The 26,934-nt window shown below is 72.4% G+C and carries 17 protein-coding genes and 1 pseudogene; 4 read left to right on the plus strand and 14 right to left on the minus strand.

The genetic code is table 11. The features are described from left to right. Positions 1–3: 3 nt before the first annotated feature. Both Drose_RS33440 and Drose_RS33445 read right to left on the minus strand, forming a co-directional pair. The gene (locus Drose_RS33440; RefSeq protein ID WP_260725239.1) at positions 4–1,956 is read right to left on the minus strand and encodes an acetoacetate--CoA ligase; all 1,953 of its coding nucleotides are present in this window, start codon (positions 1,954–1,956) and stop codon (positions 4–6) included. A 198-nt stretch (positions 1,957–2,154) separates the two neighbouring features. After that, the gene (locus tag Drose_RS33445; RefSeq protein ID WP_260725240.1) at positions 2,155–2,679 is read right to left on the minus strand and encodes an acyl-CoA thioesterase; all 525 of its coding nucleotides are present in this window, start codon (positions 2,677–2,679) and stop codon (positions 2,155–2,157) included. A 24-nt stretch (positions 2,680–2,703) separates the two neighbouring features. Between Drose_RS33445 and Drose_RS33450 the strand changes: the two genes are divergently transcribed. Continuing rightward, complete coding sequence (locus Drose_RS33450; RefSeq protein WP_260725241.1) at positions 2,704–4,896, plus strand: hypothetical protein; 2,193 nt, start codon at positions 2,704–2,706, stop codon at positions 4,894–4,896. A gap of 49 nt (positions 4,897–4,945) precedes the next feature. On the opposite strand, the gene Drose_RS33455 is transcribed toward Drose_RS33450, so the two are convergent. From Drose_RS33455 to Drose_RS33470, 4 genes are read right to left on the minus strand one after another with little or no spacing between them, the layout of a single operon-like run. Beyond that, positions 4,946–6,697, minus strand: coding sequence for an IucA/IucC family protein (locus tag Drose_RS33455; protein WP_260725242.1), 1,752 nt, complete (start codon positions 6,695–6,697; stop codon positions 4,946–4,948). After that, positions 6,694–7,230: a GNAT family N-acetyltransferase gene (locus Drose_RS33460; protein WP_260725243.1), complete on the minus strand. Its 537-nt coding sequence runs from the start codon at positions 7,228–7,230 to the stop codon at positions 6,694–6,696. The genes Drose_RS33455 and Drose_RS33460 overlap by 4 nt, the downstream gene beginning before the upstream one ends. Next, positions 7,227–8,495, minus strand: coding sequence for a lysine N(6)-hydroxylase/L-ornithine N(5)-oxygenase family protein (locus Drose_RS33465; protein WP_260725244.1), 1,269 nt, complete (start codon positions 8,493–8,495; stop codon positions 7,227–7,229). Before Drose_RS33465 ends, Drose_RS33460 begins: the two co-directional genes overlap by 4 nt. A gap of 15 nt (positions 8,496–8,510) precedes the next feature. Continuing rightward, positions 8,511–9,998, minus strand: a complete 1,488-nt coding sequence (locus Drose_RS33470) for a pyridoxal phosphate-dependent decarboxylase family protein (protein ID WP_260725245.1) — start codon at positions 9,996–9,998, stop codon at positions 8,511–8,513. A 165-nt stretch (positions 9,999–10,163) separates the two neighbouring features. Here Drose_RS33470 and Drose_RS33475 point away from each other — a divergent pair. After that, positions 10,164–11,978, plus strand: a pseudogene (locus tag Drose_RS33475) (penicillin acylase family protein); the annotation flags it as partial. Positions 11,979–12,059: 81 nt separating this feature from the next. After that, positions 12,060–12,614: a GNAT family N-acetyltransferase gene (locus Drose_RS33480; protein ID WP_260729905.1), complete on the plus strand. Its 555-nt coding sequence runs from the start codon at positions 12,060–12,062 to the stop codon at positions 12,612–12,614. A gap of 102 nt (positions 12,615–12,716) precedes the next feature. Here Drose_RS33480 and Drose_RS33485 read toward each other — a convergent pair whose 3' ends face one another. The 4 genes from Drose_RS33485 to Drose_RS33500 form a co-directional block, all read right to left on the minus strand. After that, entirely contained in the window at positions 12,717–13,526 is an 810-nt protein-coding gene (locus tag Drose_RS33485; protein WP_260725246.1) for a siderophore-interacting protein, read from the minus strand. A 1-nt stretch (position 13,527) separates the two neighbouring features. Next, the gene (locus Drose_RS33490; protein ID WP_260725247.1) at positions 13,528–13,854 is read right to left on the minus strand and encodes a hypothetical protein; all 327 of its coding nucleotides are present in this window, start codon (positions 13,852–13,854) and stop codon (positions 13,528–13,530) included. 382 nt (positions 13,855–14,236) lie between these two features. Continuing rightward, positions 14,237–19,285 (minus strand): SCO7613 C-terminal domain-containing membrane protein, encoded by a 5,049-nt coding sequence (locus tag Drose_RS33495; RefSeq protein ID WP_260725248.1) that lies wholly within the window; start codon positions 19,283–19,285, stop codon positions 14,237–14,239. 146 nt (positions 19,286–19,431) lie between these two features. Continuing rightward, positions 19,432–20,853 (minus strand): UDP-glucose dehydrogenase family protein, encoded by a 1,422-nt coding sequence (locus Drose_RS33500; protein ID WP_260725249.1) that lies wholly within the window; start codon positions 20,851–20,853, stop codon positions 19,432–19,434. A 237-nt stretch (positions 20,854–21,090) separates the two neighbouring features. Between Drose_RS33500 and Drose_RS33505 the strand changes: the two genes are divergently transcribed. Further along, positions 21,091–22,239, plus strand: coding sequence for an acyl-CoA dehydrogenase family protein (locus Drose_RS33505; protein ID WP_260725250.1), 1,149 nt, complete (start codon positions 21,091–21,093; stop codon positions 22,237–22,239). Between the two features lie 126 nt (positions 22,240–22,365). Here Drose_RS33505 and purE read toward each other — a convergent pair whose 3' ends face one another. From purE to Drose_RS33525, 4 genes are all read right to left on the minus strand, one after another. Next, positions 22,366–22,866, minus strand: a complete 501-nt coding sequence (gene purE / locus Drose_RS33510) for a 5-(carboxyamino)imidazole ribonucleotide mutase (RefSeq protein ID WP_260725251.1) — start codon at positions 22,864–22,866, stop codon at positions 22,366–22,368. Beyond that, positions 22,863–23,993: a 5-(carboxyamino)imidazole ribonucleotide synthase gene (locus Drose_RS33515; RefSeq protein WP_260725252.1), complete on the minus strand. Its 1,131-nt coding sequence runs from the start codon at positions 23,991–23,993 to the stop codon at positions 22,863–22,865. Before Drose_RS33515 ends, purE begins: the two co-directional genes overlap by 4 nt. A 244-nt stretch (positions 23,994–24,237) precedes the next feature. Next, entirely contained in the window at positions 24,238–24,807 is a 570-nt protein-coding gene (locus tag Drose_RS33520) for a hypothetical protein (protein WP_260725253.1), read from the minus strand. A gap of 105 nt (positions 24,808–24,912) precedes the next feature. Continuing rightward, positions 24,913–26,889, minus strand: a complete 1,977-nt coding sequence (locus tag Drose_RS33525; RefSeq protein WP_260725254.1) for a thioredoxin domain-containing protein — start codon at positions 26,887–26,889, stop codon at positions 24,913–24,915. Positions 26,890–26,934: the final 45 nt, after the last annotated feature.

Consider the following 26,934-nt stretch of genomic DNA (forward strand, 5'->3'; position numbering starts at 1 on the left):
CGCCTACGACTGGCCGCGGGCGCGCGCGGCCTCGAAGTACCGCAGCGACTCGGGATTCGCCAGCGCGCCCTTGGCCGCCGCCTGCTCGACCGGGGTGCCGGTGAGGATGCGCTTCACCGGCACCTCCAGCTTCTTGCCGGACAGCGTGCGGGGCACCGCCTCGACCTGGAAGACCTGGTCGGGCACGTGCCGCGGGGACAGGGCGGTGCGCAGCTCCCGCGCGATCGTGCCGCGCAGCGTGTCGTCGAGCGTCGCGCCGGGTCGCAGCACGACGAACAGCAGGAGCTCCCCCGCACCGCCCTCGGGATCCTCGAGGTGTACGACCACCGAGTCGACGACGTCGTCCAGGCCCTCGACCACGGAATAGAACTCGCTGGTGCCGAGGCGGACGCCGCCGCGGTTGAGGGTGGCGTCGGAGCGGCCGGTGATCACGCAGGCGCCGCCGGCGTCGACGGTGATCCAGTCGCCGTGCCGCCAGACGCCGGGATACGTCCCGAAGTAGGCGTCGGCGTACCGCGAACCGTCCGCATCGCCCCAGAAGGCGACCGGCATGCTCGGCATCGGCGCGGTGATGACCAGTTCGCCGAGCTCACCGACGACAGGCGTGCCGTCGGCCGCGAACGCCTCGACGCGCGCACCGAGCGCCCGGCAGGCGATCTCTCCGGCGTGGACCGGCAGCAGCGGTACACCTCCCACAAACGCGGTGCAGACGTCGGTTCCTCCGGACGCCGAGACCAGCAGCACCCGGTCCGACACCGCCTCGTAGACCCACTCGAAGCCCTCGGCCGGCAGCGGCGCCCCGGTCGACCCGACCCCGCGCAGCGCGGACAGGTCGGCGATCTCCTTCGGCACGATGCCGGCCTTGCGGCAGGACAGCAGGAACGGCGCGGACGTGCCGAAGTACGTCATCCCGGTGGCGGCGGCGACCCGCCACAGCCAGCCCAGGTCGGGGTGGGCCGGGTTGCCGTCGACCAGCACGACCGCGGCGCCGACGGCGGGGGCGGAGACCAGGTAGTTCCACATCATCCAACCGGTGGTGGTGAACCAGAAGAACCGGTCCCCCGCCCCGAGGTCGTGGTGCAGGGCCAGCATCTTGAGGTGCTCGAGCAGGATGCCGCCGTGCCCGTGCACGATCGGCTTCGGCAGCCCCGTGGTGCCGGAGGAGTAGAGGACGTACAGCGGGTGCTTGAACGGCACCGGCGCGAACTCGAGCGGCTCCTCGGTGTCCCGCGTGAGGTCGGCCCAGCCGCCACCGGTGCCGTCGAGGTAGCCGATCTCGACGACCGTCTCGACCGAGGGCAGCGCCTCGCGGATCGCCGCCACCTCGGCGCGGCGGTCGACGGGCTTCTCGCCGTACCGGTAGCCGTCGACCGCGACCAGGACCTTCGGCCCGATCTGCTGCCAGCGGTCGACGACGGAACGGGTGCCGAACTCGGGAGCGCAGCTCGAGAAGATCGCGCCGAGGCTGGCGGTCGCGAGCAGCAGGACGAACGTCTCCGGGATGTTCGGGGCGTAGGCGGCCACCCGGTCGCCCGCACCGACCCCGAGCCGGCGCAGGCCGGCCCGGGCCCGCCGGACCTGTTCGCGCAGCTCCGCGGCGGTCAGCGTGATCGGCTCGCGGGTCTGCGACACGGCGAACACGATCGGCTCGTCATCGGCGACCCCGGGCATGCGCAGCACGTGCTCGGCGTAGTTGAGGCGGGCGCCGGGGAACCATTCGGCACCGGGCATCCGGGCGTCGGCCAGGGTGGCGGTCGGCGCCGCGTGCGCGACGACCTCGAAGTGGTCCCAGATCGCACGCCAGAACTCGGCGGGTCGGTCCACCGACCACTGCCAGAGCGCCCGGTAGTCACCGCCGAAGTCGAGGCCGCGCTCCGCGGACAACCAGCGCAGGAATGTCCCGATACGGGTGTGTTCGAGCACGTCTGCCGGGGGTCGCCACAGCTCCTTCGCCATGCGATCCATCTTGCTGCACGCTCGGACGATCGCTCAGTGTTCTCCACCCCCACCGGATGCCCTGTTCTGGTGTGGGCCGCACGGATGTTCGACGCAGACCCTCCCGGAGTCGCTCAGCCGTCGACCTCGTTCGAGGGCACCTGGCCGGTCGTCGTGGCCCCGCGGTTCGCGGGGCCACCCGCGCCTTCTGGGCCTGCCCTACTGCTCGCGATTTCGATGTCGCTGGATGGCTTCCCGACGGGCGAGACGGTGCTCACGTCGGATTTCCGCCTCTCGGCGGCGCCCCTCGTTCTCCGGCGAGTCGGGCACCACCGCGGGTAGCGGCCGGGGCTTGCCTTCGGCGTCGACCGCGACGAACACGAGGTACGCCGTCGCGACGACCACCGGCTCGGACTCCGGCACCTCGTCCCAGCGCTCGGCCACCAGCCGGACACCGACCTCCATCGAGGTGCGCCCGGTCCAGTTGACCTGTGCGAACGCGTGGACGAGGTCGCCGACGCGCAGCGGCTCCTCGAACACGATCTCGTCGATCGAGGCCGTCACCGCCGTGCCGCCGCTGTGGCGCGCGGCGGCGGCTCCGGCAACATCGTCGATGAACTTCATGATGATCCCGCCGTGCACCGTCCCGTACAGATTGACGTCCACCGCGGTCATGATCCGACTCAAAGTGACCCGTGAGTAGCCAGTCGGACGGCTGGGCGGTCGGCCAATGTGCTCGGTCATGTCGAAGACGGTACGGTGCGAGCCATGCGACACGTGGGAAGCCTGATCGCGGGGATGTTCATCGCCCCGATCGCGTGGCTGCTGATCGCCGTAGGACAGCAGAAATCCGCGAAAACCGTGGAAGGTTGGATCGAGCGCGGCGCCTTCGACTCCGTCGACCTCCTGGCGCCCGCGGCCTACCTGCTGGGCGCCGGCCTCCTGATCGGCCTCATCGCCACCCTGCGCATCTCCCCGGTCGGCCCGATCGTCGCCGGCCTGGCGCTGCTCGCCACGTACGTGAGCCTGTTCATCGATCCACTGTCGACGATGAGCAGCCTGCCCGACGACCTGAAGGTCGGCGGCCTGACCGTCGACCTGAGGGTGCCGATCGCCAACGGCACGACGGCGGTGCTGGGCCTGGCCCTGTTGATCGCGGCGGCGAGCGTGAAACGGTGGCGGACCTGGCCAACGGTCGTCGAGGTGCCCGCGGAGCCGGCCGGCCCGGTCGACATCCACGAGTACCCGCTCGGTCATGGCCCGAAGCCGGTTCCACAGGTCGGCGCCCGCCCGCCGTACGCCACGGCACCCGACCAGACCGCGGCGCTCCCCGCCGGCGCGACGTCGATCCTGCCCGGTCCGCCCGTGCCGTCCTCGGGAGCACCGGCCGGCGCGGGCAGTGGCCCGGGCACGGCCGGCAGTGCCGGCACGGGTCCGGCCGGTGACTTCGGTGCGGGCGGCGGCTTCCGCGCCGCCGCGGCCGGGAGCGGCTTCGGGCGGCCGACGGACGAGACGCAGCCGGTTTCGGCCCCGCCTCCGCCGTTCCAGCAGCCCTCACCGGTTGGCGCCCCGCACGCCCAGGTGTCGTCACCGCCATCGGTGTCCTCGGCACCGCCGGCCTCGGCACCGCCGGTCGCTTCGGCTCCGCCGGCCGCGCAGCCGGCCGTGGCGCCCGGTTCACCGCCCGGACCGTTCCCGCCCACCCCGCCGGGGATGCCGCCTCGGCCGGTTTCCACCGAGCGTTTCACGCCGCCGGGGGCCGCCCACGGGCAGCCCGCCGCCGGCCAGGCCGGCGGGGCTCAGCCGATGCCGGGCGCGCCGCCGGTGGCTTCCGCGCCGCCCGCGTCGGGGCCGTCCGCGGGGGTGCCCGGTGCGCCGGCATGGTTGACGCCTGGCTCGGCAGCAGCGGAGCCGGCCGGGCCGCAGGCGGGATCCGGCTCGGCCGCCGGGATCGGGCAGCAGGATCAGCCGGTTGCCGGTGGGCGGCCGGTGTCCGGAGTGCCCGGCACGCCGTGGACCGGGGCGCCTGCCGGCATGCCGGGCGCTGGACAGGGAACGGCCGGGCCGGGCGGCTCCGCGTCGGAGGATGCCACCGCTCCGTTGCCTACCCGGCCGCCTACGGTGCCGATGTCGCCGCCGCCACCGTACGGTGGGGGGCATCCCCCCATCGACGCGCGGCTCGCGGCCCTCGGGTCCGGGGCGCCGGTCTCGGGGCAGCCGGCCGCCGTGCCACCAGCCCCGCAGCCCGCCCCGGCGGCACCTGCCGCGCAGCCGACCGTCGCACCGCCGACCGCACAACCGGCCACCGCACCGCCGGGTGCACCGCCGAGCCCGCGGCCCGTCTCGGCACCGCCCGTCGCGCCGTCGAGCCCGCAGCCGGGCGCCGCGCCGCTCGGCTCCGGGGCTACCGCGGGTCTGGGTGGGGTGGAGTCGCCGGCGCTCGGGTACAGCCGGTCGGCCGCCGCGCAGCGTCCGGACGCGGCGACCGATGGGGACGAGGCCACGCAGGTGCTCGGGGACGACGGGACCACCGCGGCCGGGTTGCCGTCGCGGGCCGCTCGCGGGCCGGTGGCCGATGCGCCGTCGATTCTCGACGGGCCCCCGTTCGACGGGTTCACGCCGATCCGGCGGGGAGTGCCCGACGAGGAAACCGAAGCCTTCCACCCCGGGCGGCAGGCTCCGGTGCCCTCCCGGCCTCGGCAAGCCACGCCCGGTGAAATCGGGGAGCTTCCCACCGTCGACGTCGACGCGGACGAGGCCACCACCCGACTCGACCCCGATGCCACCGTCAACCTCGGGTTCGGACCACACAGCGCCGACGCCACGACCCGCATCGTGACCGGTCCGCAGGGGTCCGCCGCCGGGGAAGCCACCGGCAACAGCGCCGACGCCGAGGGCGAGCGGAGGGAAGAAGCTCCGCCGGCCTCGCCGTGGGCCGCCCCGCCCCGCGACCGCGGCTGAACGACGCCGAAGCCGGCCGGCGCGTGCGCAGCCGGTCCCGACGAACGCGTCAGAAACCATGGAGCGGGTTCCGCAGCGTCCCGACGAGTTGCAGTGCGGCCGACGGGTCGGCCAGGTCGACCATCTGCCGGTTGTCGCGCAACTGGAGCCGGTTGAGGCAGGACAGCGCGAACTCGGGGGCGAACAGGTCGTACCGCTCGAACCGCCGCGCCAGGTGCGGCACCCGGTCCTGATAGGCCCGCGCGCTCGCCGCGACGGTGCGCCAGAACGAAGACTCGTCGAGGACACCTTCGGTGTGCAGGATGGCGCTGAGGTACCGCAGGAAGCAGTCGAAGACGTCGGTGAAGATGGACAGCAGCTTCACGTCCTCGGGCACGTCCGCCCGGATCCGCTCGACCGCGGGCGGCAGCTCCGCGGAAGCGCTCATCACCACGATCTCCTCGGCGATGTCCTTGAAGATCACGCGCTCGACGACCCCGCCGTCGAGCACCAGGATGACGTTCTCCCCGTGCGGCATGAACGCGAGGTCGTACGCGTAGAGGCTGTGCAGCAGCGGCACGAGGTACGCGTCGAGGTAGCGGCGCAGCCACTCCCCCGGCGCGAGTCCCGACCCGGCGATGAGCGCCGCGGCGAGGGAGCGGCCTTCGTGGCCGACGTGCAGCAGCGAGGCCATCGTGGCGAGCCGCTGCCCGGGCTCGAGCGACGGCACCGGGCTCTCCCGCCAGAGCGCGGCGAGCATCTTGCGGAACGGCGAGTAGCGGTCGGTCGCCGCCTCGAACTGCGGGTTGCGGTAGCCGATGGCGGCCCGCTCGCGCAGGATCGTCAGCCCGGCCGACTTGAGCACCTCGTCGTTCTCGACGATGCCGGCGAGCCAGTCGTTGATGGCCGGTGTCGCCTCCATGTAGGCCGCCGACAACCCCCGCATGAAGCCCATGTTCAGCACCGACAGCGCGGTCTTGACGTAGTGCCGGTCCGGCCGGCTGGTGTTGAAGAAGGTGCGGATCGACTGCTGCGCGAGGTACTCGTCGGGCCCCTCCCCGAGGTGGACCAGCCGCTGCCGGGCGACCTCGGCCGCGAAGGTGACGGAGAGCTTGTTCCACCACTGCCACGGGTGGACGGGGACGAGCAGGTAGTCGGCCGGGTCCAGCCCGCGGTCCACGAGCGACTGCCGGGACGAGGCCAGGAACTCCGGGCCCAGCTCGGCGAGCATGTGCGCCTCGTACGACGTGTCCGCCGAGCAGGTGAAGGTGGTGTGGTCGCGGTGCGCGGCGAGCCAGACGAGCCGCACCGGCCGGGCCGCTTCCGGGGCGTAGCGGTGGTAGTCCCGGAGGCCGAAGCCCAGCCTGCCGTTGTTGGCGACGAAACACGGATGGCCCTCGGTCATCGCGGTCTCGATCGCCTGGAAGTCCGCGAAGGCGAGATCCACGGCCGGCTTGCCGAGCTTGTAGGCGATGCCGGCCAGGGTGGAGCTGAGCTCCTCCAGGTACACCGGAAGGATCTCGGGGGAAAGGCCGAGGGACGAGCGCAGCTCGGTGCAGAAGTCGAGGACGTCGAGCGGGAGCTCCTCGTCGCCGTGGTGGCGGGAGATGCTGCCGGCGTCGATCTGCCAGTGGTCGAGCGCCAGCACCTCGGCCGCGAACCGGTACTCGACGGTGCCGTCGTCGCTGCGCACCACGTACCGCTGCGGCGACGACGAGACCGTGGGAGTCAGCAGCCGCTCGTGGGAGAACTCGGCGAGGGCCTTGCGCAGGAGGTGCCGGTTGGCGGCGTCCCAGCGCTCGGGTGTCAGGTGAGCGATCATGCCGGTACCGCCGCCGCGAAGGCTTCTCGGGTGCAGATGCTCAGCAAGGCGTCCTTCTCCGGTTTGGCGATCCGGCCGACGACGGTGAACCCGACGGCGGCGTTGAGGGCGTGCACGGCGGTGTTGCGAACGTCGGGCTCGACGACGACCCGCCGCACGGCCGGGTCGTCGAAGAGCCAGGCCATGACGGTGGTGATGACGGTCCGCGTGAAGCCGTGGACGGGTGTGTCGGTCGGCGCGCACAGGAAGTGCATGCCGACGTCGCCCGGCCGCGCGTCGAAGAGGCCGGCCAGCTCGACGTGTGCGGGGTCGTAGCGTTCGGCCAGGAACGCGGGCTCGCCCCGGTGCAGGCCGAGGCAGGCGTGGTGGTGCGGGTGATCGGCGATCCGCCGGTACTCGGCGGCGACCTCCTCGGGCGAGGCGTCCCGCATCATCCAGAAGGCGGCCTTGGGGTGGGTCACCCACCGGTGCAGGTACGGGGCCTCGGGGTCCAGGTGGTCGATCGTGAGATCGCCGCGTTCGAAGAGCGTCACGACGCCACCCCGAACTCCTGGAACGCGATGGACTTCTCGATCGGGTAGTGCTCCCGGCCGAGCATCTCGCGGATGATCCACGAGTTGCGATAGGCGCCCATCCCGAGGTCCGGGGAGGTGATGCTGTGGGTGTGCGTCCCGGCGTTCTGCACGAAGACGCCGCGCCCGGTGTGGTCGACGCTGTAGTTGCGGGCCAGGTCGAAGCGGCCGTGGGAGTCCCAGCGGATCCGGTCGCGGATCGGCTCCAGGAAGGCCGGGGTGCGGTACCCGTAGCCGGTCGCCAGCACCAGGCCCTCGGTTTCGAGCGTGAAGTCGCGTTCCTGCTCGACGTTGCGCAGGCCCAGGGTGTAGACGCCGCGCGTCTCGTCGTACGCCGCCGTGCCGACCTCGGTGTTGGTCATCAGCCGGGTGGGGACGGTGCCGTGGACGCTCTTGGCGTACAGCAGGTCGTAGATGTCGTTGACGAGATCGGAGTTGATGCCCTTGAACAGCCCCTTCTGGCCGGCCTCCAGCCGGTAGCGGGTCGGTTCCGGCAGCGCGTGAAAGTAGTCGACGTAGTCCGGTGACGTGATCTCCAGCGTCAGCTTCGTGTACTCCAGCGGGAAGAAGCGCGGCGAGCGGGTGACCCAGTTGAGCTGGTACCCGTGCGTGTCGATCCCACCGAGCAGATCCTGGTAGATCTCGGCGGCGCTCTGCCCGCTGCCGACGACGGTGATGCTGCGCTTGGCCCGCAGCGCCGCGCGGTGCTCGAGGTAGCGCGAGTTGTGGATGACGTCACCGCCGAGGCCCGCACAGGCCGGCGGGACGTGGGGCGGCGTGCCGGTGCCGAGCACGAGGTGCCGCGCGCGGAACTCCGTGTGTCCCACGTGGACGGTGTAGAGCCCGTCCCGCTCGTCGTGCGTGATCGACGTCACCTCGTGGCCGAAGCGGATGTTCGGCAGCTTCGCGGCGGCCCAGCGGCAGTACTCGTTGTACTCGCTGCGCAGCGGGTAGAAGCTCTCGCGGATGTAGAACGGGTACAGCCGGCCGACCTCCTTCAGGTAGCTGAGAAAGGAGAAGGGCGAGGTCGGGTCCGCGAGCGTGACGAGGTCGGACAGGAACGGCGTCTGCAGCCGCGCCGAGTCCAGCATCATGCCCGGATGCCAGTCGAAGTCCGGCCTGGCCTCCAGAAACAGCCCGTCGAGCTCGCCGAGCGGCGCGGTCAGACAGGCCAGGCCGAGGTTGTACGGGCCGAGGCCGATCGCGATGAAGTCATGGGTGGACAAGAGAGGGCTCCCGGGTCAGCCGACGCTGTAGGTCAGGTCGGGCGTCTGCTCGCGGACGAAGCGGCCCGCGTGCTCGGCGACGAGTTCGAGGACCTCGGCGATGTCGTCGAGTGAGGTCTCCGGATTGAGCAGGGTGAACTTGAGGTGGTGCTGACCGTCCACCGTGGTCCCGGCCACGACGGCGGCACCGGAGGCGGCCAGGGCCTCGCGCGCGTGGAGGTTCGCCCGGTCCGCGAGGTCCCGGGCGAGGTCCGCGGGCAGGTCGGCCGGAAGGCCGGTGGGCACGAACCGGAAGACCACGGTGCTCAGCGGCGAGCGGGTGACCACCTCGAAGCGCGGGTCCTCACTGAGCAGGTCGAAGGCGGCCGAGGCACGGTCGACGACCGCGTCGAACAGCTCGCCGATCGCGTCGGCGCCCATGATGCGCAGGGTCAGCCACAGTTTGAGCGCGTCGAACCGGCGGGTGGTCTGGAGGCTCTTGTCGACCTGGTTGGGGATCCGCTGCTCGACCATCCGGGCGGGGTTGAGGTAGTCGGCGCGGTACGTGGCGTGCCGCAGGACGGCCCGGTCGCGGACGAGGACGGCGCTGGAGCTGACCGGCTGGAAGAACGACTTGTGGAAGTCGACGGTGACCGAGTCGGCGCGCTCGATGCCGTCGAGCAGGTGCCGGCGGGTCTTCGAGGTGAGCAGTCCGCAACCGTAGGCCGCGTCGACGTGCAGCCAGACGCCGGCGGCGAGGCACAGGTCGGCGATCGCCGGCAGCGGGTCGATGGAGCCGAAGTCGGTGGTGCCCGCGGTGGCGACGACGGTCATCACGGTCTGCCCCGCCTCCCGGCAGCCCTGCAGCTCGCGGGCCAGGCCGGTCGGGCTCATCCGCCGGTGGCGGTCCGTCTCGACCACGACGACCGCGTCGGGGCCCAGGCCGAGCAGTCGGGCCGCCTTCTGGACGCTGAAGTGGCCGGCCGCCGAGGTGAGGATGCGCAGGTTCGCCCCGGTCCCGGCCTCTTCCCGCGCCATCAACAGGGCCTGGAGGTTGGACTGCGTGCCGCCGCTGGTGAAGACGCCGTCGGCGGCCGGGCCGAGGCCGATGCGCTCGGCGGTCCAGTCGACGAGGCGCCGCTCGATGAGGGTGGCGCCGGCGCTCTGGTCCCAGGTGTCCATCGAGGAGTTGACGGCCGAGAGCACCGCCTCGCCGAGGAGAGCGGGGATGACCACGGGGCAGTTGAGGTGAGCCAGGTACCGCGGATGGTGGAAGTAGACGGCGTCGCGGAGGTAGACGTCCTCGATCTCGTCGAGGGCCTCCCGGACGTCGCCGAGCGGCCGGTCGAGGTCGACGGCGGACACCTCCAGCGCGAGCTGGTCGGGCGTGACCCCGGTGAACGGGCGCTCGGTGGAGCTGATGCGGGTCGCGACGCGGTCGAGGCCATCGGCCAGGGCGCGTCTGTAGCGGTCGACCGTCCTGTTCGTGAAGAGATGTTCGCGGGCGGCAGGGCGCAGACTCATGGACAGGTCCCTCAGCGGTCGCAGAGAAGGTGACGAATCGCCAGCGGCCGAATTAGGTTACCCTAACCTAAGTTTGAGTCAACAGATTCCGCTCTGGACACGGAGCCGATACCGTAGCTCAAGTTAGGTAAGGTTAACCTAAGAGGCGGATCCGTGAACCGCACGATGCGTCGCGACGCGTGGGGCGTTCCGCACCTGTGGGCCGACACCGTCGACGAGCTGGCCTTCCTGCAAGGACAGGTGACCGCGACCGACCGGCGCGGGCAGCTCGACGCCGAGCACCGGCGCGCCGAGGGCCGGTTGGCCGCGATCGCCGGCCCCGCCGAGGTGCCCTGGGACCGGTTCGCCCGGCGAGCCCGGCTCGACGACACCGCACGCCGCTGCCACGAGACGCTCGACGCCCGCACGCGGCGCTGGATCGCGTCCTACGTGGACGGCGTGAACTCCACGGGCCTGCGGTTCCGGCCGTGGACGCCGCTGGGTATCTTCCTGGTCCAGCACATCCTCTTCGGCACGTTTCCCAACAAGCTGTGGCACGCGCACGTCGAGGCGACGCTCGGGCCGGAGGCCGTCGACCTGTTCGCGGTCGAGGGACCGGGCGGCTCCGGCAGCAACGCGTGGTACGACGCCTCGCGGCGCGTCCTCGCCGGCGATCCGCACCGGCTGCTCGAACTGCCGGGGATCTACCAGCAGATCCAGCTCGCCTGCCCGGCCTTCGACGTCGTGGGCCTCGCGTTCCCCGGCGTGCCGGGTGTCCAGCACTTCGGCCAGACCCGCGGGGTCGCCTGGGCTGTGACCAACGCCATGGCCGACTACCAGGATCTCTTCCGCGAACAGTTGCGCCGGGTCGACGGCCGGGTCCTCGTCCGCGACCCCGGCGGCTGGACACCGGTGCCCGCCTGGACCGAGACCATCGAGGTGCACGGCGCGCCGGACGAGCAGACCGAGATCGTCGAGACGGCGCGCGGTCCGATCGTCGACGTCGACCGCAACACCGGCGAGGGACTGAGCCTGCGCACCCCGGCGCGGGTCGAGTCGCGGCTCGGGTTCGAGGCGCTGTTGCCGCTGCTGTGTTCGTCCACCGTGGACGACGTCGCGGCCGCGCTCACGAGCTGGGTCGAGCCGGTCAACAGCGTGCTCGTCGCGGACACCACCGGTGCGGTGCTGCGGCTGGTCGCCGGGCTGGTGCCGGTGCGCGACGACCGCAACCGGCGCGGGCCGGTACCGGCCTGGGACCCGGCCCACGAGTGGCGGCCGGGCTACGCGCCGCTGCCGCGCGTCACCGAGACGGGCTCGGTGGTGACCGCCAACGACCGGCGCCCCGACGACGTCGCCGCCCTGGGCGCCGACTTCGCCCCGCCCTTCCGCGCGGAACGGATCCGAACGCTGCTCGCGGAGGGCGCGCCACCGGAGGCGATCCACCGGGACACGCTGGTCGACACGGCGCTCCTGCGCCTGCTGGACGGCACGGCGGCAGGCGCACGACTATCCGGCTGGGACGGGCGGATGGACGCCGACAGCACGGCGGCGGGCACCTTCGCGGCCTGGCGCACGGCGCTCGCCGGACGGCTGTACGACCATCCGCGCCTGCGCCCGTTGCAGGCGGCCCGCGGCTACGACGAGCTGTTCACGCCGTGGACCGACCCGCGGGCGCGCATCGGGCACGCCCTCGACGGCGTGGCGCTCGGCCTGCACCGGCTCGGCGTCGACGTGCCGTCGCTCGCGACCGCGGCGTTCGAGGACGTCGCCGCCTCCGGGAGCGGCCCGTGGGGCGAGCGGCACCTGCTCGCGCCCGTCGAACTCTCCCCGGCCTGGGACACGCGCGTCCCGCTGGGCGGCGACACCGGCGCGTTGTTGTGCACCTCGAACGTGCCCGGCGTCTCGGACGCCTGCTGGCGGGGCCCGGTCGCCCGCTACGTGTGGGACCTGACCGACCGGTCCCGCAGCCGCTGGATCGTCCCGTTCGGCGCGTCGGATCGCGCCGAGGATCCCCACTTCGCCGATCAGCTCCCGCTCTGGGCCGACGGCCGGCTCGTACCCGCGACACCGTTTGGAGAGCACGTGTACGTCTACGAGGAGAAGATCCCCGACATCGGCCTGTTCCGCCTGGAGGTGCTCCGCCCGGCCGAGCACGCCGAGCTGGTGCACGGCTGGGTCACCGAGCGGCGGGCCGCGTTCTGGGGCATGGGCGGCCATTCGGTGGACGACGTCCGGGAGATCTACGAGTTCGTCGACAGCCTGCCGACGCATCATGCGTTCCTGATGCTGCTCGACGGCCGGCCGATCGGCCTGTTCCAGACCTACGAGCCGGACGCCGACCCGGTGGGCGAGCGCTATCCGGTCCAGCCCGGTGACCACGGCATGCATCTGCTGCTCGCACCGGGCCGGCACCGCCCACGTGGACTGACGGACGCGGTCGGCCCGGCGCTGGCACGCTACATCTTCCGCGACCCCGAGCACCGGCGGATCGTGGTCGAGCCGGACGTCCGCAACCACTTCGCGCTGCGCCGCCTGAAGCTGGAGGGCTTCGTCCTATCAAACGAGATCGACATGCCCGACAAACGCGCCGTGCTCGCATTCCTGACCCGAGCCGCCTTCTTCACACTAAACCCCTAACCCCCTCTTTCCGCGTTGATCATGCACTTATGGTGCCTCGACACTCCCTGAATGCCCGGTTTGTCAGGCACCATAAGTGCATGATCAACGCGGAAAGGGGGGTCAGCCGGCGGCGTGGCCGTGGCGCCAGTAGCCGATGAAGTCGAGGTGTTGCTTGGGGACGCCGCGCTGCTCGACCAGGAAACGGCGGGCGCCCGTGGCCAACGATGACTCGCCGGCCAGATAGCCGTAGAGCGCACCCCGCGGCAACGCGGCCTCTCGCAGCGCCGCCAGGGCCAGCCTGCCCGGCACGCCCTGGCCGTCGCGGACGATCCACCGCAGTTCCACCCCGGCGGGGACCCGGAAGTCCTGCTTGTCGGCCTCCGACGGGACCTCCACGATCGCCAGGCCCCGGGCGTCGTCCGGGAGCGAACCGCAGATGCCGGCGACCGCCGGCATGCCGGTCTCGTCGGTGACGAGCAACGTCCAGTCGTGCGGGTGCCTCGGGTTGTAACCGACACCCTGGTCCAGGATGCCGACCTTCTCGCCGGGCTCGGCGTTCAGCGCGAACTCCGCCGCCGGACCCGAGGTGCCGTCCGGGTCGACGTGCATGACGAAGTCGATGTCGAGCTCGCGCCGCTCCGGTCGCGCGGCCCGCACGGTGTAGCACCGCACCCAGGGGCGCTGCGCCTTCGGCGTGGCGAGGTACTGCGCGTACCACAACCCGGACGTGCGCGTCGGCAATCGCAGCGTGTCCTGGCCCGCCCTGGGCAGGAACAGCCGGAACCACTGGTCGAAGCCCTGCGGCGTGAAGCCGTCCGGGTCGAAGCGGACGGTGACCCGCACGACGTTGGGCGAGACGCGCGCCGAGCCGGCCACCTCGACGAGCAGGACGTGCGGGTCGACGGCCTTACGAATCTTGAAGTTCGCCACGTCACGCCCCCGCCGAGCGAACCAGGCCGCGGGTCACGCCGGTCTTCGTCACCGGCTGGGCGAGCACCAGGCCCGCCCACGTGGCCAGGCCGGCACTGCCGACCATCAGGGCGACGAAGAGCGCCTGGACGGCGACCGCCGTCGAGGCCACGTCGAAGCCGACGTACGCCATCACGGCGTAGATCGCGGTGTGAAAGGGGGTGAGCGGGACGTTGACCAGCCCGGCGATGAACGTCGTGAGCACCCCGGCACCCGGGCGGCGCGGCAGCGCCAGGCCGACGACGGGGCCCAGGAGCCAGCAGACGAACCTGGTGGTGAGGGACTTCATCGGAACACTCCAAAGGCGAAGGCCCAGCGGGCCAGGACGAAGATCGCGTCACGGATCCGGAACGGCACGCGCGGATGTCCGCCGTCGAGCCGTCCTCGCGCCGGTGGAACACGCTGACGGCACGCATCGCCAGCAGCGGCACCGCCTGCGGTCCGGTCGGCGCCGCGGCCGGCGGGCATCCATCGGGGTCTTCCTCGGGAGACACGAGGTTAGGATAGGCGAACCTAACTTATTGCGGTAGTCGCCCGCTTGACGAGGGCGCCCGAGACCGCGTACGTGACGGGCGGCAGCGTCACCTACGGCTCGATCTGGGCTCGCACCTGCCGATCGCCAGGTGGTAGAAAAACTTGGCCGGTCGCCCAGTTTTCCTACCACCTGGCGTTCACCGCATCTCGCGATATCTGCCGCGCAGGCGGTCCAGGCGCTGCCGCTGCTCGTAGGTGGCGCCGAGGCTGATGAGCAGGATGCCCGTGCCGGTGTAGAGCACCAGTTGCATCCACCAGGGCAGGTCGATCCGCACCAGCTCGTTGATCGTGGCGATGACGGTGACCGCCGCGCCGACCGCGACCGGGGCCTTCTGGCGCCGCGCCGCGCCGACCGCGACCGTGATGACGGCCGCCAGGATCAGCAGGACCCGGCGCAGCTCCGGCGACTCCGCGTCGACGACCGCGATCACCAGGCTGGGTGCGAAGCCGGCGACGAGCGCCGGACCGTAGGCGAGCCAGCTCCCCAGCTCGGGCCGGTTGCGGATCTCGATCAGCCCGGTGATGAGGGCCAGCGCGGCGAACGGCAGGGTGTACGCCTCCAGGAGGGCGACCTTGACGGTCACCAGCAGCAGCCAGATGGCCAGCAGTTCGGCGATCGCCGCGGCGACGACGAGCATCGCCCGCTGGCGGGGGCTGCGGCCCTTGCGCGCCGCGGACAGGCCGAGCACCGCGCCGAGCGCGGTCAGTGCCGCGGCGGTGTGCGCCGGTGAGCCGATCGTGAGCAGGACGGCGACGACGGCACCGGCGTATCCGGCGGTCTCCACCGTCATGGCCTCGCGGGTGATGGTCGTGCTGGGGCGCAGGCGGGGCAGCGCCGCGCCGAGCACCAGCAGCAGCGCGGCCACGATCAGCAGCGGGAACGCGCACTGCTTGAGCGTCAGGCCGGCGGCCAGCCCGGCGGCGAGCGCGAAGCCCTCCGCCGTCGAGGCGGCGACGTGCCAGCCGAGCATCCGGCCATTGGTGGTCCGTCCCCAGATGCCGGCGATCGCCCCGACGATCACCGAGCCGGCCAGCCAGGCGAGCGTCTGCGACCGGGTGGCGAGGCTGCCCGCGCCGCCCGCGCCCGCCGCGAGGACGGCGATCACGAACACCAGGCGCCGGGCGTGGATCATCAACCGCCCGTCCGGGCCGTCCGCCTCGGGCGGCACGGTCAGCGCCAGGCCGAGGCCGGCGATCGTGGCCACCAGCAGCGCGAGCGTCGGCTGCACCGGGTACGGCGCGTCGAGCGCCGCCGGTGCGATGAGCAGTGTCAGGGCCGCGCCGGGCACGACGATCGCGACCGCGCGGTTGGCGACCGCCTGGCCGGTGCCGCCGAGCCCGACCGCCATCAGCGCCCCGGCGAGCGTGAGCAGGAACGCGCCGAGGACGTGCGTGTTGTTGCCCGCGTACCGGCCCAGGTCGCCGAGGCCGCCCGCCGTCGCCGGGGTCCCGGTCCAGGGTTGCTGGATCCAGCGGTACGGGCCGGCGAGCGCGGCGAACACCGCCGGCGTGATGAAGACCACGACGATCACGGCCGGGATCCCGGCCGCGGCGGCCACACCGAGCGAGAAGTCGCGCGGCATCCGGACCCGCTGCCACCGGCCGGCGGGCGCGCCGCCGTGGTCGGGCCGGAACGTGCGGGCCGGCTCGAACCCGGTCGGCTCGTACCAGTTCGCGCGCAGCAGCTCGGCGAGCACCCCCAGCAGCGCCGCGGCGGCGGCGTAGACGACCGCGCCGTCGCGCTGCGCGACCAGGGCGGCGAACGCCGTCGTCGTGGCGGCGACGGCGACTCCGCCGGTCACGTACGGCAGGTAGCCGGGCGCCTGCTGGGCCCCGGCCGCGGCGACGGCCAGCCCGGCGGCGCTGGTCGCCAGCGCGGCGATGAGGATGGTGCTGGTCCGGTCGGGGTACAGGCCGCCGACCAGCGCGGCGGCGGCGCCGGCGAACGCGAACAGCGACCCGGCCACGGCGGTGCCGCCGACGAGTGTGAGCGGGCCGTCCTCGGGATCGCCGCGGCGGGTCGCGATCACCCGGGCGAGTCCGGCGATGAGCGCGCCGCTGACCCCCAGCGCGGTGAGCGTGCCGGCGGTCGCGCCCGGCCGGACGAGGCCGCCGCCGACCGCGAACAGTCCGGCGACGAGGGCCGCGCCGAGCCGGGTGTAGGCGGCGCGCCAGCTCCGGGCGTAGCAGGCCCAGACCGCGACCCCGGTCGCCGCCAGCCAGCCGACGATCATCGGCGCCTGCCAGCCGAGGCCTAGGCCGACGGGTGCGCCGAGGGCGGCCAGCACGACCGCGGCGGCGGCGGTGTCGTCGCCGTACGGCTGGGGCAGCGCGATGGCGGCCGCACCCGCCAGCAGGAGCAGCGCGATCGGCACCTGCCAGCCGAACGTGGCCAGGTCCTGAGCGGTGACCGACCAGCTACCGTCGAGCGCGGCCTCCCACGGCGGGTTGGCCGCCCGGATGACCCCGATCGCGCCGATGACGGCCATGGTCCCGGCGTAGAGGCCGGTGCCCAGCCCGACCATGGCCGCGCCGGCGACCGGTCCGCGCCGCCAGTCGTCGGGCAGGGTGCGAGCGGCGACCGCGACCGCGAACACGACCAGCGCGAGCGTCACCACCTCGATGCCCGAGGAGGCCAGGGAGACGGCCCGCGCGACGGCGCTGATCGCGGCGATCGTGACGGCCGCCGCGGCGGCGTCGGCTCCGGTGAACTCGATGCCGAACGTCCGCCGGTCGTCCATCCGCGGCGCGGCCCACAGCATGACCGCGGCCACGAGCATGAGCAGCGCGATGAGGAGGTCGATGGTCGTGGCGCCGTCCGCGACCACGGCCGCGACGGCGACGGCGACGGCGCCCGCGCTGGCCCCGACGAGCAGCGGCGGGCTCTGCTGACCGCGGGCGACCTGGGTGATCGCGGCGTACCCGAGCGTCACGGCGAGGGCCAAGAAGCTCATCACCAACACGACTGCCGCACCGCCGGGCAGGTCGTCGAACAGGATCGCGGTGCCGGCGGCGGCCGCGCCGGGCAACGCGAAGAGGGCGCCGCCGGCGGCCGCGTCGGCGACCCGCTGCCCGACGGTGGCCCCCTCGGCGTCGGTGCGGTGGGGTCGGGGCAGTATGGCGATCCCGGCGCCGGCGGCGGCGATGACGGTGAGCGTCAGGGCGGTCGAGGCCGGGCGGGCCAGGCTCGCCGCCGCCGCGTAGAGGCCGAGCACCAGGGCGGCGCCGAGGCAGACCCAGGCGGTGTGCGCCTCGGCGACGCGCTGTGCGAGCGCGCCGGCCGCGACGGCGCCGGAGACCGCGAGCGCCGGGATGGACAGCCAGGTCAGCCCGAACGCGGCGGGCGCGATGAGCAGCGTGAGCGCGGCGCCGACCACGAGCACGTCGGCACGGAGCTGGTCGGGCGGCGGCAGGCCGGGCAGGGCGCCGTCGCGTGGTTCGGCCCGGCCGGCGGGTCCGGTGCGCCCGCTGAGGATCAGCGCGACCGCGCCGGTCAGCAGGAGCACCGCGAGGACGTACTGCCAGCCGTCCGGACCGACGGCGGTGCGCACCTTGCTGTGGTACGTGCCGAGGTCGGCCGCCCACACCGGCCACGCGGCCCGTAGCGGGGCTGCGACACCGGGGAGCACGCCCACGACGAGCACCAGGGTGCCGACGACGGCGGCGACCGAGACCGCGGTGCGGGGCCCGCGCCGGGCGTCGGACGGCAGCGCCGGCACCAGGAGGGCGGTGATCGCCACGGCCGCCGCCAGGAACACCAGGGCCAGTCCGGGGAAGGCCACCGCGCCGACCCGGGACACGGCCACGATGACGGCGACGGTCGCGATGCCGGCCGCGACGTCGGGCACGCCGCCGCGCCGCCACGACAGCGAGCCGGCGACACCGACTCCGGCGGCGAGCAGCGTGACGCCCGCCGCCCGCAGCGTCTCGCCGAGCTGGTCGGTGGTGACCAGCGCGAGCCCGGCGGCGCCCAGCGCGACGGCGAACCCGAGGGCGAACAGTGCCCAGGCCATGTCGCGCATCAGCGCGTCGGCGATGAGGTTGGTCCGGCCGGTGTGTGCCGGCTCGTTTTCGGCGGCGGTGTCGTCCTGGTGCGTGTCGAGGCGCCGCTGGACCGGCTGCTTGAACACGACGCCGAACGCTAGGTCGATGAGCGCGACGCCCGACAGCGCGAGGGAGAGGCCGGTGGGGCCCTTGATGGCGTCGAACGTGAGCAGCGGCAGGACCGGTTGCAGGGCGATGAGGGTGGCGTACCTCGGCGCGATGAGATGGCTCTGCACGCTGTAGGCGGCGGCGATGCCGGCCGTGGCGAGGCAGACGAGCCCGAGGTAGACGGTGAACTGGATGCGGTCGGCGCCGAGGAGGCGCTCGGAGCGCAGGACGTAGCCGTCGAGCAGGACCAGCAGGAGCGCGACGGAGGCGACGGTCTCGGCGGTGGCACTCAGGCCGCGCCGGACGAGGACGAGCGGGAGGGCCAGGGCGACGGCCGTGATGGCGGCCAGCGAGACGACCCGGCCGAACGTGCCGATGGCGCCGAACGCGTCGACGGTGAGGACGACCGCCGCGCCGGCCAGGAGCAGGCCGCCGAGCGCGAGGACCGAGGCCTGCATGCTCGACTGCGTCGCCTCGGGCTGGTCGGCGGCGGGCGGTCCGTCGTCGCCGGCGCCGCCGAGGGGCCGGCGCATCTGCGGCAGGGGCGCGATCCTGGGCCGCGCCGGGGCGATCACGGGCCGGGCGGGGCCGCCGGCCGGCGTGTCGATGGCGTGGCCCTTCTCGACCGCGTGCGGGGCTCGTGGCGAATACCGCTGCTGCGCCCCCGGCCGTTGGGCCGCCGGCGGCTCGAACGCGGCGGGCGGCGCGCTCTCCACGGGCACGGCATCCGGCTCGCCGTGGCCGCGCAGCGCCCGGCCCAGCAACGGGCGCCGGTTGCGGGTGGCCTGCTCGGCGTCGACCGCCGCCCGGACCTTGCGCCGCAGGCTGTCGCGCTGCGCGGAAGCGTGGGCCAACTGCCGGCGCAGGGTCAGGGTGTCGTCGGTCAGGTCGCGCTTCTTCTGCTCGAGCGCCGCGACCGTGCGCTGGAACATGGCGAGGGCCGCCGCGTCCGGATCGTGCGGCCGGCCGCAACTGCGACAGCCGGTGGCCTCGGTGGACGGACCACCGCACGCCGGGCACGGGTAGGTGTCCACGCCACTCCTCCCGGATCGCGACCGGGATGACCGCGAGCCGCGATCACCCCGAGTCGTTCACGCCTTACTGGGAAGAATGCCTTGTTTCGTCGATCGACGGAAGCGAACCGCTCGTTCGGGAGGTTCCGGTCGTTCCCGGACCCGCCTCAGGCGACGACTGGCCGGCCCATGCCGCGATACTCCCAGCCGGCGGCGGCCCACACCGCCTGGTCGAGGCAGTTACGGCCGTCGATGACCTTCTTCGCGGCGACCAGGTGGTTGAGCGTGTTGGGGTCGGTGTTGCGGAACTCTTCCCACTCGGTGAGAACGCAGACGAGGTCGGCGCCGGTGACGGCGTCGGTGAGCGTCTTGGCATACGTGACGTCGCCGACATCGACCCGGGCGTTGTCCATGCCCTCCGGGTCGTAGACGGTGACGTCGGCGCCGGAGCGGGACAGCTTGCGCACCACCGAAAGGGCGGGCGAGTCACGCACGTCGTCGGAGTTGGGCTTGAAGGTCGCGCCGAGCACGGTGATCCGGGTGCCGGCGAGGTCCGGGCCGGCCGGCCCGTACTGCCGGTCGAGCAGCTCGGCCGAGAGCTGGACGATCTTCTGCCGACGGCGCTGGTTGATCAGGTCCACCTCGTGCAGGAACCGCAGCGCCTCGCCGACGCCGAGCTCCTGCGCGCGGGCCTGGAACGCGCGGATGTCCTTGGGCAGGCAGCCACCGCCGAACCCGACGCCGGCGCGGAGGAACTTGTTGCCGATGCGGGCGTCGTAACCGATGGAGCGGGCGAGCTGCGTCACGTCGGCACCGGCGGCCTCGCAGACCTCGGCCATCGCGTTGATGAACGAGATCTTCGTGGCGAGGAAGGCGTTGGCGGCGACCTTGACCAGCTCGGCGGTCGCGAAGTCGGTGACGACGACCGGCACCTCACGGTCCTCGGTCAGTGCCAGGTCGAAGACGCCCTTGTGGGCGGAGTAGAGCATGCCGGTCGCCCAGTCGGACTTGACGCCGAAGATGATCCGGTTGGGGCGCAGCACGTCTTCGACCGCGACACCCTCCTGCAGGAACTCCGGGCTCCACGCGACCTCGACCTCGAGGTCCTCGGCGGCGTGCCGGCGGACCAGGTTTTCGATCCACTCGGCGGTGCCGACCGGCACGGTCGACTTGCCGACGATGAGGGCCTTGCGGGTCAGGTGCGGCGCCAGGTTGGTGACGGCGCTCTCCACGTGCGACAGGTCGGCGGCCATGCCGTCGGGACGCTGCGGCGTGCCCACACAGATGAAGTGGATGTCACCGAAGTCCGCGACCTCTTCGTAGGAGGTGGTGAACCGCAGACGACCGGCGGAGAGGTTCTTGCGCAGCAGCTCGTCGAGACCCGGCTCGTGGAAGGGGACGTCGCCGTCCGCGAGCTTCGCGATCTTCGCTTCGTCGATGTCGAAGCCGAGCACCTCGTAACCCAACTCGGCGAAACAGATGGCGTAGGTCGCGCCGAGGTAGCCGGTGCCGAGGAAGGTCAGCCGGGGCCGCGCCGAGCCGGACGGTGGAGCTACGACGGGTGGTGTGCTCGGGTACGCGATGGTCACGCCTTGTCTCCGCTCGATCGAGGACTGCGCTGTCGACCTTCCCCCGCACGATTTCCTGCAAACACCCATAGGAACGGACACTTGTGGCGTATAGGGCGGGTTCGAACCGACGTTGCTTCGGCGAGGATAGTCCCTCACCGCCCGGTGCGCCTCCAGCTCATTCGTTACTCGTCGGTATGCTCACCCTCGCAATGGTCCTGAACCCCTGTTCAGGACTACCGGGACAAGGGGGTTGTCGTGTTCGAGGCGTTCCAGCTACCCGAGGAGCACGTGGCTGTTCGCGAGGCCGTGCGTGCGGTGTGCGACGGGAAGGTCGCACCCAACGCCGCCGCAGCCGACGAGACCGGCGAGTTTCCGCAAGCCTCCTACGACGCGCTGCGCGCCGCCGACTTCCACGCCCCGCACGTCCCCGTCGAATACGGCGGCGCCGGCGCGGACGCCCTGGCCACCGCGATCGTCATCGAAGAGGTCGCCCGCGCCTGCGCCTCGTCGTCACTGATCCCGGCCGTCAACAAACTGGGCACCATGCCGCTGCTGCTGGCCGCGTCCGACGAGCTCAAGCGGCGCTACCTGCCACCGGTCGCCAAGGGCGACGCGATGTTCTCGTACTGCCTGTCCGAGCCCGAGGCCGGTAGCGACGCGGCCGGCATGAAGACCCGCGCCGAGCTCGACGGCGACACCTGGGTGCTCAACGGGGTCAAGCGCTGGATCACGAACGCCGGCGTCAGCGAGTACTACACCGTGTTCGCCGTCACTGATCCGGCCGCGCGGTCCCGCGGCATCTCGGCGTTCGTGGTGGAGAAGTCGGATCCGGGGGTGACCTTCGGCGCACCGGAGAAGAAGCTCGGCATCAAGGGGTCACCGACTCGCGAGGTGTATTTCGACGATGTGCGCATTCCGGCAAACCGGATCATCGGTGAGCCGGGCACCGGCTTCGGCACCGCGATGCGCACCCTCGACCACACAAGGGTCACCATCGCCGCACAGGCCCTGGGCATCGCGCAGGGCGCGCTGGACTTCGCGCTGGGCTACGTGCAGGAGCGCAAACAGTTCGGCAAGGCGATCGCCGACTTCCAGGGCATCCAGTTCATGCTCGCCGACATGGGCATGAAACTCGAGGCGGCCCGGCAGCTCACGTATGCGGCGGCCGGCAAGTCCGAGCGCGGCGAGAAGGACCTGACCTACTTCGGCGCCGCGGCGAAGTGCTTCGCCTCCGACGCCGCGATGCAGATCACCACCGACGCCGTGCAACTGCTCGGCGGCTACGGCTACACCAAGGACTTCCCCCTCGAACGCATGATGCGCGACGCCAAGATCACCCAGATCTACGAAGGCACCAACCAGGTGCAGCGCATCGTCATGGCACGGCAGTTGCTCAACGGCTGAGCCGTCCGCGCAGCGGTGCGCGCCTGATCCGCACCAGCACGCGGTGTTTCGGGGCGGGGGCCACGCGACGGCCTCCCGCTCCGGAACGCTGTCGCGGCAGGTGAGCGGTCCGCTCCGGCGCCGGGGTCAGGGACGCTCGACGAGCGACGCCGACAAGGCCGCGTCCTTCTCGGCGACCAGGGCGCGCAAGGACTCCTGGAAGTCGCGCATCTTCGCCAGCAGGGCCGGGTCGGTGGCGGCCAGGATGCGCACGGCCAGCAGGCCGGCGTTGCGGGCACCGCCGATCGAGACCGTCGCCACCGGGACGCCGGCGGGCATCTGGACGATCGACAGGAGCGAGTCCATGCCGTCCAGGTGCTTCAGCGGAACGGGCACGCCGATGACCGGCAGCGGGGTCGCCGACGCGACCATGCCGGGCAGGTGGGCGGCGCCGCCGGCGCCGGCGACGATGACCTTGAGTCCACGGGCGACGGCCTCACCGGCGTAGTCGAGCATCAGGTGCGGGGTGCGATGGGCGGACACCACGCGTACCTCGTGGGCCACCTCGAACTCGTCCAGCGCCTCGGCCGCCAGTCTCATGACCGGCCAGTCCGAGTCGCTGCCCATGATGATGCCGACGTCGGTCACTGCTGATACCCCTCTTCGAGGATTCGCGCGGCCCGCCTGGCCCGCCTGCGGCAGTCTTCCATGTCGTCGCCGAGCACCGTGACGTGGCCGATCTTGCGGCCCTTGCGGACCTGCTTGCCGTAGAGGTGGACCTTGGCGCCGGGCTCCTCGGCGAAGAGGTGGTGCAGCCGCTCGTCGATCGACATGCCGCCGGGCTCGCCGCCGAGCACGTTGGCCATGACAACCGCCGGGGCCGTGCTGCCGGTGTCGCCCATCGGGTAGTCGAGGACGGCGCGCAGGTGCTGCTCGAACTGCGAGGTGCGGGCGCCCTCGATGGTCCAGTGCGCGGAGTTGTGCGGGCGCATGGCGAGCTCGTTGATGAGGATCCGGCCGTCGACGGTCTCGAACAGCTCGACGGCGAGCACGCCGACCACGCCGAGGCGGGTGGCGATGTCGATCGCGAGCCGCTGGGCCTCGATCGCGCGGTCCTCGTCGAGACCGGGGGCCGGGGCCAGCACCTCGACGCAGATGCCGTCCCGCTGGACGGTCTCCACCACGGGATACGTGGCAACCTGACCGAGCGGCGACCTGGCGACGACGGCGGCGAGCTCGCGCTTGAGGGGAACCAGCTCCTCGCCGATGACCTCGACGCCGGGTGGCACGTCGGCGGGCGACCGGGCGACGAAGACGCCGCGGCCGTCGTAGCCGCCGGTGGCGGTCTTCACGATGATCGGCCAGCCGACCTCGTCGCCGAACGCCGCGAGGTCGCCGGACGTCCAGCGCGGGACCGGGAAGCCGAGCGCGGAGAGGTGCCGGCGCATCTCGCGCTTGTTCTGGGCGTACTTGAGTGCGTCGGCCCCGGGCAGCAGCGTGACGCCTTCGGCGGCGAGCGCGCGGATGAGGTCGCCGGGGACGTGCTCGTGGTCGAAGGTGACGACGTCGCAACCCTTGGCGAACTCTCGCACCGCGTTGATGTCGTCGTGCCGGCCGACGTGCACGTCGGCGGCGACGAGCGCGGCGCCGTCCTCGGGCGAGACGGCGAGCACGCGCAACGACTGCCCGAGGGCGATCGCCGCCTGGTGCGTCATCCGGGCTAGCTGCCCACCGCCCACCATGCCGACAACGGGCAGTTCAGTCCGCGAGTCCATAGTGCGGCACAGCCTAGCGCCCGCCGTTCGCCCGCCCGTCGCGATCAGGGCCACACAGCGCCGGAAATCGCCGTTTATATCCGACTTAGGGCGATTCGTGGGCCTCCGATGGCGCCCGAAGTCACACCGAGGAGAGCCCGCCGACCCCGGGACGGCGCGTTCCGGCCCGGTGATCCCACGATCGCGGGAAAGATCTGGCTGTCGGGGCAGCCACTTCTTTCCCACGATCGTGAAGGGCGGGCCGTCAGACGGCGGGGCCGCGCTTGCGGAGTTCGTCGACGGACTGCATGGCCTCGCGGAGTTCGCGCAGCCAGGTGTCGGCGTGCTGGCCGACCAGCGCCACGCACCAGGCCAGCGCCTCGGACCTCGACCTCGCCACACCGGAGTCCACGAGCGTGTCGAGGACCTGGCGCTCCGACTGACGCAGGCGGGTCATCACCGGCGCCGAGTGCGTCGTGAACAGCTCGCGCGTGTCGCCGACCCGGACGCCCCACGAGACCTTGCGACGGTATCGGCGCTCCAACTGCTGCGCGATGCCGATCCGCTGGTCGCGGGTCGTCTCGCGGAAACCCGCGATCCGGCCCTGCTCGGCCGCGGCCCGGTCCGCCTCGCTCGCGTCCTCGGCCGACGCCGGCGGGCTCAGCCGTCCCACGATGAGGATCTCGTCACGATCGATCGTCACCTCGGCCGGACCGTGGAACCAGGTGTCCGGCAGCGCGCCACCGATCCAGGCGGGCGCGTCGTCGGCGGGCGGGGGCTCCGTGCGCGGGCCGCCGCCCCGGCCCCAGGGAACGTCACCTCTTCGCATCATCATCGCTTACTCCCTTGCTCGCGTTTCTCTGATTACACGATTACACCGTTGTAGAGACACGCCAAGGGTCGCGCTGTTCGCCCCGGGAGAACAGCGTGGAAGAAGAGCTCAGCCGAGCCGGCCGACCAGGTCCTCGAGCCCGGTCACCGGAGCGTCACAGACAAACCCCCGGCAGACGTACGCGGTGGGCCTGCCCTCCCGCAGCACGCGCCCCTCCAGCAGCGGGACACCCGCGCGGTCCGGTTCGCCGGCGACGACGACCGCGCCGGGCGGTGCGTGCCACCACGCGGCCGCCACCAGCGGGTCCTCGGCCCCGCCGTGGCCGTCGGGCGTGGCGATCGCGATCTCGAACGGGCCGGAGAGCAGGGCCTCGCCGACCGCGCACGCGTAGCCGGTGAACCGGCCGTGCGTCGCGGCGACCGCGGCCACCGTCGAGAGCGCCCGCTCGGCCGCCTCGCGATACTTCGTGTCGGCCGTCAGCGCGGCATACGTCACCAGGGCCGCGGTGACGGCCGACAGGCCGGACGGGGTGGCGTTGTCGGTCACGTCGGCGGGCCTGGCCACGAGCGTCTCGGCGTCGTCGGCCGTGTCGTAGAAGCCGCCGCCGGGCTCGGCGAAGTGCTCGAGCGCGACGTCGAGCAACTGCCGGGCGAGGTCGAGCCAGCGCCCCTCGCCGGTGGCCTGGTGCACCACGCAGAACGCCTCGGCGACCGCTCCGTAGTCCTCCAGGACGCCGGCCGGTGCGCCGACGACGCCGTCGCGGGAAACCCGGCGCAGCCGCCCGTCGACGAGGTGTGTTTCGGCCAGGAAGGTGGCCACGTCGACGGCGCGCCGCACGGCGTCGGGCCGGTCGTACACCATCCCGAACTCGATCAGCGCCGTGACCGCGAGCCCGTTCCAGGCGGCGACGACCTTGCCGTCCTTCGCCGGCTGCGGCCGCTCGTCGCGCGCGGCGAGGAGGCGCTGCTTGATGCCGAGCCAGCGCTCGACGTTCCGCGGGTCCTCCGGGAGCTGCAGCACCGAGCTGCCGTGCTCGAAGGTGCCCTCCGGAGAGACCTCCAGGAGGTACCGCGCCCAGGCACCGTCGATCTCGCCGACGACCTCGTCGATCTGCTGGGGCGTCCAGACGTACGTGAGGCCTTCGACGCCGTCGGTGTCGGCGTCGAGCGCGGAGATGAAGCCGTGCCCGTCGTAGAGGTCGCGCTCCAGGAACGCCGCGGTCTCCACCGCCACCCGGCGCGCGGTGTTGTTGCCCGCGATGCGGTCGAGCTGGGTGTAGACCCGCAGGAGCAGCGCGTTGTCGTACAACATCTTCTCGAAGTGCGGCACGGTCCAGGTGCCGTCGACGGCGTACCGCGCGAAGCCGCCGGCGAGCTGGTCGTACATGCCGCCGCGGGCCATCCGCTCGCACGTGTACCGGACGACGTCGACGACCTCCTGTCGGCGGGTGCGCTGGTAGTGGCGCAGCAGGAACAGCAGCGCCATGTGCGGTGGGAACTTCGGCGCACCGCCGAACCCGCCGTGCTCGCTGTCGTAGTCGCGCAGCAGCGTCGCCGCGGCGGCGTCCAGCACCGGCCCGGTCATCGGGTTGGCCGGCGGGCGCGCGGCGACCTGCCGGATCGCGTCGACCACGGCGCCGCTCTGCCGGCGCACCGCGTCGCGCTGGTGCTGCCAGGCGTCGGCCACGGCCCGTACCAGTCGAAGAAAGGCGTCCCGGGGGAAGTAGGTGCCACAGTAGAAGGGCTCACCCTCGGGGGTGGCGAAGACCGTCATCGGCCAGCCGCCCTGCCCGGTCATGGCCTGCGTGGCGGTCATGTAGATCGCGTCGACGTCGGGCCGCTCCTCGCGGTCGACCTTGATCGGCACGGTGAGCTCGTTGACCAGCTCGGCGACACCCTCGTGCTCGAACGACTCGTGGGCCATCACATGGCACCAGTGGCAGGCCGCGTATCCCACTGAGATCAACACTGGGACGTCCCGCCGCTTGGCTTCCGCAAACGCATCACCTCCCCATGGCCACCAGTCCACGGGATTGTCGGCATGTTGGAGGAGGTACGGAGAAGTCGCACTCCCAAGCCGGTTCATGACCCAACCCTCTCACACCTGTCGCGCCCTACCGCGACGGTGGAT

Source organism: Dactylosporangium roseum (assembly GCF_025264685.1).
In the GTDB taxonomy this organism is placed as follows: Bacteria; Actinomycetota; Actinomycetes; order Mycobacteriales; family Micromonosporaceae; genus Dactylosporangium; species Dactylosporangium roseum.

Excerpts from the sequence above, each read along its gene's own strand:
- Drose_RS33455 (WP_260725242.1), bottom strand. The coding sequence starts at position 6,697 with ATGATCGCTCACCTGACACCCGAGCGCTGGGACGCCGCCAACCGGCAC.
- Drose_RS33470 (WP_260725245.1), bottom strand. The coding sequence starts at position 9,998 with ATGAGTCTGCGCCCTGCCGCCCGCGAACATCTCTTCACGAACAGGACG.
- Drose_RS33515 (WP_260725252.1), bottom strand. The coding sequence starts at position 23,993 with ATGGACTCGCGGACTGAACTGCCCGTTGTCGGCATGGTGGGCGGTGGG.
- Drose_RS33450 (WP_260725241.1), top strand. The coding sequence starts at position 2,704 with ATGCGACACGTGGGAAGCCTGATCGCGGGGATGTTCATCGCCCCGATC.
- Drose_RS33445 (WP_260725240.1), bottom strand. The coding sequence starts at position 2,679 with ATGACCGAGCACATTGGCCGACCGCCCAGCCGTCCGACTGGCTACTCA.
- Drose_RS33525 (WP_260725254.1), bottom strand. The coding sequence starts at position 26,889 with ATGAACCGGCTTGGGAGTGCGACTTCTCCGTACCTCCTCCAACATGCC.
- Drose_RS33520 (WP_260725253.1), bottom strand. The coding sequence starts at position 24,807 with ATGATGATGCGAAGAGGTGACGTTCCCTGGGGCCGGGGCGGCGGCCCG.
- Drose_RS33490 (WP_260725247.1), bottom strand. The coding sequence starts at position 13,854 with ATGAAGTCCCTCACCACCAGGTTCGTCTGCTGGCTCCTGGGCCCCGTC.
- Drose_RS33440 (WP_260725239.1), bottom strand. The coding sequence starts at position 1,956 with ATGGCGAAGGAGCTGTGGCGACCCCCGGCAGACGTGCTCGAACACACC.